The 7,216-nt window shown below is 55.5% G+C and carries 8 protein-coding genes and 1 other RNA gene; all 9 read right to left on the reverse strand.

Translation table 11 applies throughout. The annotated features are described in order from the left end of the window. A partial coding sequence (xseA, locus tag Q7U71_08465; protein MDO9391792.1) for an exodeoxyribonuclease VII large subunit occupies positions 1-576 on the reverse strand: 576 nt, incomplete at its 3' end. A gap of 96 nt (positions 577-672) precedes the next feature. After that, positions 673-1,539 (reverse strand): tetrahydrofolate dehydrogenase/cyclohydrolase catalytic domain-containing protein, encoded by an 867-nt coding sequence (locus Q7U71_08470; protein MDO9391793.1) that lies wholly within the window; start codon positions 1,537-1,539, stop codon positions 673-675. 17 nt (positions 1,540-1,556) lie between these two features. Then, entirely contained in the window at positions 1,557-2,018 is a 462-nt protein-coding gene (locus Q7U71_08475; GenBank protein MDO9391794.1) for a hypothetical protein, read from the reverse strand. Between the two features lie 24 nt (positions 2,019-2,042). Then, positions 2,043-2,819, reverse strand: a complete 777-nt coding sequence (locus Q7U71_08480) for a TIGR00282 family metallophosphoesterase (GenBank protein ID MDO9391795.1) — start codon at positions 2,817-2,819, stop codon at positions 2,043-2,045. Positions 2,820-3,124: 305 nt separating this feature from the next. Further along, positions 3,125-4,687: a ribonuclease Y gene (rny, locus tag Q7U71_08485; GenBank protein ID MDO9391796.1), complete on the reverse strand. Its 1,563-nt coding sequence runs from the start codon at positions 4,685-4,687 to the stop codon at positions 3,125-3,127. Positions 4,688-4,917: 230 nt separating this feature from the next. Continuing rightward, positions 4,918-5,101, reverse strand: a non-coding RNA gene (gene ssrS, locus Q7U71_08490) — 6S RNA. A gap of 98 nt (positions 5,102-5,199) precedes the next feature. Continuing rightward, complete coding sequence (locus Q7U71_08495) at positions 5,200-5,481, reverse strand: cell division protein ZapA (protein MDO9391797.1); 282 nt, start codon at positions 5,479-5,481, stop codon at positions 5,200-5,202. A 63-nt stretch (positions 5,482-5,544) separates the two neighbouring features. Beyond that, the gene (gene zapB, locus Q7U71_08500) at positions 5,545-5,820 is read right to left on the reverse strand and encodes a cell division protein ZapB (GenBank protein MDO9391798.1); all 276 of its coding nucleotides are present in this window, start codon (positions 5,818-5,820) and stop codon (positions 5,545-5,547) included. Between the two features lie 216 nt (positions 5,821-6,036). After that, positions 6,037-7,216 (reverse strand): phenylalanine--tRNA ligase subunit beta (locus tag Q7U71_08505; protein MDO9391799.1); only part of this gene is annotated, 1,180 nt, incomplete at its 5' end.

The following is a 7,216-nucleotide window of genomic DNA, read 5'->3' on the forward strand; positions in this document are numbered from 1 at the left end:
GTTGAATTGTTCTATGGCCTGGGCGATCTTATCCCCGGCCCCAACACCCTGCACCGGCACCGGGTTCAGGATCAGCTGGCACAGGGGCCAGCGCCGTTTGACCACCTTGATGATGTCCCGCAACACCGCCCCGGTGGGCGAGGTCACCAGTCCGATGGCCGTGGGATATTTGGGAATGGGCCGCTTGTGTTCCGGGTCAAACAGGCCTTCCTGGAACAGCTTGTTCTTTAAGCGCTCAAAGGCCAACGCCAGTTCGCCCTGCCCCGCTATTTGGAGCTGCTGGACATTCAGCTGGTACTGTCCGGCCCGCTCGTAAAGTGTGACATCGGCCAGGGCCAGGCACTGCATTCCGTCCTGGGGCAAAAGCAGCAAAGACTGGGCGGCCGTCTTGAACATCACGCAGCGCACCTGCCCCCCGTTGTCCTTTAAGCTGAAGTACAGATGGCCGGAGGAATGGGCCGTCATGTTGGAGACCTCGCCCTTGACCCACAGCCTGGGGATGGAGGACTCCAGCACCCGCCGCACCTGGGCGTTGAGCTGGCTGACTGAAAGGATTATTTGTTTGTCGTCGGGCATAATTATTACAGTACTTGGTTTGACCCCTCCCTTTGTCCCTCCCCCAATGGGAGAGGGAACACGATGCCCCTTCCCTCGCGGGGAAGGGGGAAGGGGTTAGGTCGCCGCCTTCACCGTGTTCTTCAGCAGCATGGCCCGGGTCATGGGGCCCACCCCGCCAGGCACCGGCGTGATGTACGAGGCGACCTTGGAGGCCGACTCAAAATCCACGTCGCCGGTCAGTTTTACCCCGCTCTTCTTGCTGAGGTCGGTGACCTGGTTGACGCCGACGTCCACCACCACGCAGTTGTTGTTGAGCATGCTGCCGGTGATCATCCCCGGGCTGCCGGCCGCCGCGATCACGATGTCGGCCTGCTTGGTATAGTAGGGCAGCCCCTTGGTGCCGGTGTGGCAGACGGTGACCGTGGCGTTGGCGTGCTTGGCCTTCTGCAGCAGCATGTTGGCCAGCGGCTTGCCCACGATGTTGGAGCGGCCCACGATCACGATGTACTTTCCGGAGATCTCGATCCCGGTGCGGACCAGCAGTTCGATCACCCCGGCCGGGGTGCAGGGCAAAAAGCGCGGCCGCCCCAGGATCATCAGGCCCACGTTCTCGGGATGAAAACAGTCCACATCCTTTAACGGGGATATGGACTGAAAGGCCTGTTCTTCGGACAAGCCCTTGGGCAGCGGCGACTGCACCAGGATGCCGTGGACGGTCTGGTCCTGGTTCAGTTCTTTGATCTTGTCCAGCAGCTGTGACTGTGTGGTGTCCGCCGGCAGTTCGATGACCGAGGAGCGGATGCCCACTTCTTCGCAGTCCTGGTGCTTGTTGCGGACATAGACCTGCGAGGCCGGGTCGCTGCCTACTATGATCACAGCTAAATGAGGTTCTGTCCCGCGGGCCTTGAGCTCGGAGACCTCGGTCTTGACTTCCTGGCGGATGTCCGCCGCTATTTTCTTGCCGTCAATGATTTGGGCCACAATACAAAATATCCTAATTATGTATTTAGTTCATAAATTCTACGTTTGATAAGTATATACCAAAACGGTATAAATAAACCCGCTGTTGACCAGGATAAGAATAGTCCTTGCCAATTTTTCAACAAACTAACGTGCTCTTTATGTTTTTCTTTCAAATTTCTGGTTATTTTCATAAACGCAAAGACCACTGCAAGGTGATTGAAAACACAAATAACATGCCATACTGCCGGATCAAATAAAATGTTTTTATTTAAAATATGTATCTTCTTGTCTTTTGTTTTAAATGAAAAATTCATTAACATGGCACGAGCCGTAAACCCTAAAAATAATAATAGCGATAAACAAATACAACCCAAAATAACACCTGCAGCAATACTATGAAGATCAAACAATATCGGAGTTAATAATGCAAATATAAATAACACAAAAATTACCAGATAACCGATAAAGTATCTGTCGATAACTGAAAATAGCTTCATTGTAAATATTTTTTTTATGGTTTATTAAGACTCATAAATTCTGAGAATACTTCGTGCACGTCCCGTTTTATCATCAATCTCCACCACCACCCCGCTGAACCTCACGTCTCCCTCGGCCGGGGCGAACTTGGCCGGCATCTGGTCCAGAAAGCGCTTTATGATCCCTTCCTTCTCCATCCCTATCACGCCTTCAAAGCCCCCGCACATCCCGGCGTCGGTGATGTAGGCCGTGCCCAGCGGTAAAATCCGCTCGTCGGCCGTCATCACGTGGGTGTGGGTGCCGATGACCGCGGACACCCGGCCGTCCAGGTACCAGCCCATGGCGATCTTCTCGGAAGTGGCCTCGGCGTGGATGTCCACCAAAATGATGTCGGTCTCTTTTTTGATCTCCTTCAGCGCCTTGTCCGCCGCCTTAAAGGGGCAGTCGGTGGTGGACAGGAACACCCGGCCCAGGAGATTGAGCACGCCGACTTTTGCGCCGTTCTCCGCCTTGTAAACTCCGTAAGGAAAACCCACCGACTCTTCGGGATAGTTGGCCGGCCGCAGGATGCGCTTTTCGCTGGAGAGAAAGGGAATGATCTCCTTCTTGTCCCACAGGTGGTTGCCGGTGGTCAGCACGTCTATCCCCAGGGCAAAAAGCTCCTTGGCCACGGTCACGGTCAGCCCGAAGCCGGCCGCCGCGTTCTCGCCGTTGGCGATCACGAAGTCCACCCCGTGCTCCTTGACGATCTCCGGCAGGATGTGCCTGACCGCGCTCCGCCCCGGGCTCCCGATGATGTCGCCGATGAACAGTATTTTCATTCTTCCCACTAAATACACGAAAGAACACTAAAATTAATTTCAAATTCGCTTAAAGGAATAAGAAATCGGTTAATCCTTTTCGCGAGTTTTAGTGTGTTTCGTGGGCAAGTTAAATAGTATTTTCATTCTTCCCACTAAATACACGAAAGAACACTAAAAACTTTTTACTTATTTAATCTCCTCGGGAACCTTTTTGGAACCTGGTATTCCCTGAAGCTATTGAATAATACGTTATCCCTTTTCGCGGGTTTTAGTGTGTTTCGTGCCTGCGCGCTGTAGCGCTATGGCGCGCAAGCGTGGGCAAGCTATTTTGCGTAACCAACTCCGCGGGTCTCGCGGATGACGGTGACCTTGATCTGCCCCGGGTACTGCAGCGACTGCTCTATCTTGTGGGCGATCTCCCCGGCCATCTCGGTCACCCGGTTGTCGTTGACGTCCTCGGGGATCACCATGATCCGCACCTCGCGGCCGGCCTGGATGGCGTAGGCCTTGCTGATGCCCTTGAAGGAATAGGCCACTTCCTCCAGCTTCTCCAGCCGCTTGACGTAGGCCTCCAGCGATTCCCTTCTGGCCCCGGGCCTGGCGCCAGATATGGCGTCGGCCGCCGCGATCAGCACCGAGTACAGCGAGGTGGCCTCGATGTCCTCGTGGTGGGCTCCGATGGCGTTGATGACCAGGGCCGATTCGCCGTAGCGCTTGGCCAGGTCCATCCCGATCTGGGTGTGGGTACCCTCGATGTTGTGGTCCACCGATTTGCCGATGTCATGCAGCAGCCCGCAGCGCTTGGCTATGGACTGGTCCAGTTCCAGCTCCCCGGCCATCACGCTGGCCAAAAAGGCCACTTCCTTGGAATGCTGCAATACGTTCTGGCCGTAGCTGGTACGGTATTTCAGGCGCCCCAAAAGCACCATCAGCTCGGGGTGCAGGCCGGCCACGCCGACCTCCAAAGCCAGGCCCTCGCCGGCCTCCCGAATGCTGCGGTCCACTTCCAGCTTGGCCTTCTCGATCACTTCCTCGATCCGGGCCGGCTGGATCCGGCCGTCGGAGATCAGTTTCTCCATGCCGATCCTGGCTATTTCCCGGCGCACCGGGTCAAAGCCCGAGATCACGATGGCCTCCGGCGTGTCGTCTATCAGCACTTCCACCCCGGTGGCGGCCTCAAAGGCCCTGATGTTGCGGCCTTCCCGTCCGATGATCCGGCCCTTCATCTCGTCCGAGGCCAGGGGCACCACGGACACCGTGGTCTCGGCGGTGTGCTCGCCGGAGTAGCGCTGGATGGCCAGCCCTATGATCTGCTTGGCCTCCTTCTCGGCGTTGTCCCGGGCCTCGTCCCGGATGGTCTTTATCAGCTGGGCCGCCTCGTGCCGGGCCTGGGTCTCCAGGTTCTGCATCAGCTGCTTCTTGGCCTCCTCCTGGGTCAGGCCGGCTATCTGCTCCAGCTTGGCGTTCTGCTCGTCGATCATGGTGGTCAGCCGCTCGTCCTTGGCCCGGATCACCCGTTCCTTGGCCACCAGGTCCCGCTCCCGGATCTCCACTTCCTTTTCCTTGCGGCTGATGATGTCCACCTTGCGGTCGTTCTGCTTTTCCTTTTCCAGTATCCGGTTCTCGGCTTCCTTCAGCTCGTGGCGCTTGCCCTGGGTCTCTTTTTCAAAGTTGTTCTTGAGCTTGTACCATTCTTCCTTGGCCGAAACCTGGGCCTCCTTCTTGTAGGTGGCCGCCTCCCGCTGGGCCTCGTTGATCATCTTCTCGGCCAGCTTCTGGGCGTCGCCGATCCTGGCTTCCCCCATTTTCTTGTGCAGCAGGTATCCAAAGAAGAAGCCCAGCCCCAGGCATACCAGCGATATTGTTATCCACAGTACTATCAGCATTTTTTCCTTTCCTTTTCATGTTGCCCGGCCTTGCTCTGATCCGGGTCGGTCAATAACTTGGTAATGATTTTTGTTTTGGGTTAAGATTTCGAAGGACACTTTTACCACGGAAACACGGAACGAGGAAACTTGCTGGTCTTGATGTTTTTGCCTTTGAGGTTTTGTTCCGTGTCTTCCCGTTTTCGGTGTTTCTGTGGTAAGTCCCAGCCTTTTAATGTTCCGGAAATAAAAAATTCCCCGCCTGTGCCGGTCGAAAGGACACTTTGAACCTATTCAAAAAATGGTGCCGCCTCAGACGGTTAAGGCTTCCCCCCAATTAAGGAAGGCATGCACACCGCGCCCGAAGGTTTAGGCCCTAAGTGAACAGGTGTTGGCTCAAAAATGATCCAATCGATACGGACACCGCAGGGAAATAAAGAACTAATAATATACCAAAAACCGGGAGGCGTTTCATCCTCCGCTTCGGCTAATATAACACCATGAAGCTAAAAATGCAAGAGGGAAGTGAAAAATTATTCCTGTCCGTTTTCCTCTGCCTGCTTCAGGCGTTCCGACAGCTTGTCCATGGCCGATTCCCGGGCCAGGCGCTCCTTTAAAAGCTCGTCGGCTATGTTGACTGCCGCCAAAATGGCGATCTTGGCCACCGAGCCGGTCATTGAAGCCTCGGCTATCTGGCGCATCCGCTCGTCCACCAACCCGGCCACCTGCTTGATATAGTCGCCGTTGGCGTCGCCCTTGATGCGGTATTCGGTTCCAAAGATCTCCACTTTGATCCCGTTTTTGGATACGGTCATGTTACCCTATATTTTGGTTTTTCTTTTTGTCCCTGCGGTTTCTAAGGCCCCCGGCCCCGAAAACTAGTCCTTGAGTTTTTCCAGCTTGTCTATGATCTCCGTCAGGCGCTTCTTGGCATCCTCCTGGGATTGCTGCAGTTTCTGGTTCTCGTCCTCCAGGTTGTTCTGCTGCTTTTTTTCATCCTCGATGGTCTTCAGCCTCTTGGTCAGGTGGTCTATCTTGTCCTTGAGGTCCTGGTTGTCCTTTTCCAATTTTTCCTTCTGGTTCTTCAATTCGGTGATCTTGTCAACCGCCCGGTTTATTCGTTCTTCCAATATCGCCAGGGGATCTCCGCTCATATTGATGTCCTCGCTTTTGAATTATATATTAAAAACCTGTTGGGGTATTTCAGAATTACGAATCACTGTGACCGGTGGTTGAGTGCCCCGCCTGGCTTCGATGCTTCGATACACTCAGCACAAGTACGGCTGGACATTGAGTAGTGTAAACGTATCGAAATGCCAGCCCCTCAGCCGACTGCGGGGCGTATCGAAACCACCGTCAGTCCCCGGTCATCACCGGATCCCGGCCCCGAACTTGTCCTTAAGCACTTTGACTATCTCCTGGTGCACCTGGTTGACCTCGGCGTCGTTCAGTGTCCGCTCGGGATGGCGGTAGACCAGCGAGAAAGCCAGGCTCTTTTGACCCTTTTCCACCTGATCCCCGGAGTAAAGATCGAACAGCTCCGCCCGCTCCAATGTAGCCCCGCCGGTTTTTGTGATGGCGTCCAGTATCTCCCGGCTGGTGACCGGCTGGGGAATCATGATGGCCAGGTCGCGCTTGACCGCCGGGAATTTGGGGATCTCGGAGAACTGGGTGACGTCCCCGGCCATCAGTTTAAGGATGGGCTCCAGTTCCAGCTCCGAACAGTATAGTTTTTCCTTGATGTCCCAGGCCTTAAGAACGGAAGCGTCCAGCTCTCCCGCCCAGCCGATGACCGCCCCGTCCAGCAGCAATTCCACCGAACGGCCGGGGTGCAGGAATGGTTTGGGCGTTTTGAATTCAGAGGAATAGGAGATCCCCTTGATCTTCAGGGCTTCAAACAAGACCTCCAGGGATCCCTTCAGGTCGAAGAGATCAAAGCTTCCCGGCTTCCGGTCCCAGCTCTGGCTCTCTCTTTCCCCGCAGGCCAGCATCCCCAGCTTAAGTGATTCCGACGGGGCCGGCTGGCCGGGGGCAAAGACCAGCCCGCACTCAAACAGCCTTACCCGGTTCAGCCCGTTGTTCAAATTTCTCTGCCCCGCTTCCAAAAGCCCCGGCAGCAGCATCGGCCGCAATACGGAAAGGTCCGAGGAAAGGGGGTTGTCCAGTTCCACCAGGTTGGCGTCCCGGGCCAATCCCAGCTTGGCATAATGTGACGGGTCCATCAGGGGCAGGCCGTAGTGCTGGCAAAATCCCTGGGAGACCAGGGCGGTCACAATATTATCCACGGCTTTTTCCCTGGGTCTTTGCACTCCCGGCACCGGCCAGGGGGTTATCCCCTCGGACGGCAGGTTGTCGTAGCCGTATATCCGGCCGATCTCCTCTATCAGGTCGGCTTCCCGGCTTAGGTCGGCCCTAAAGCTGGGGACCTGCACATTTATTACGTTTCCGGAGACCGCGGCCTTCAGCTCCAGGGCGTTGAGGATCTCCGCCATTCTTTCAGGCTTGATGTCCGCCCCCAAAAGGCTGCAGGCCTTCTCCGGCCTGAGTTTC

This window comes from bacterium, assembly GCA_030655055.1.
GTDB lineage: Bacteria > Edwardsbacteria > AC1 > AC1 > EtOH8 > UBA5202.

Coding starts and splice junctions, on each gene's coding strand:
- Q7U71_08480 (MDO9391795.1), bottom strand. CDS start 2,819: ATGAAAATACTGTTCATCGGCGACATCATCGGGAGCCCGGGGCGGAGC.
- rny (MDO9391796.1), bottom strand. CDS start 4,687: ATGCTGATAGTACTGTGGATAACAATATCGCTGGTATGCCTGGGGCTG.
- Q7U71_08475 (MDO9391794.1), bottom strand. CDS start 2,018: ATGAAGCTATTTTCAGTTATCGACAGATACTTTATCGGTTATCTGGTA.
- zapB (MDO9391798.1), bottom strand. CDS start 5,820: ATGAGCGGAGATCCCCTGGCGATATTGGAAGAACGAATAAACCGGGCG.
- Q7U71_08495 (MDO9391797.1), bottom strand. CDS start 5,481: ATGACCGTATCCAAAAACGGGATCAAAGTGGAGATCTTTGGAACCGAA.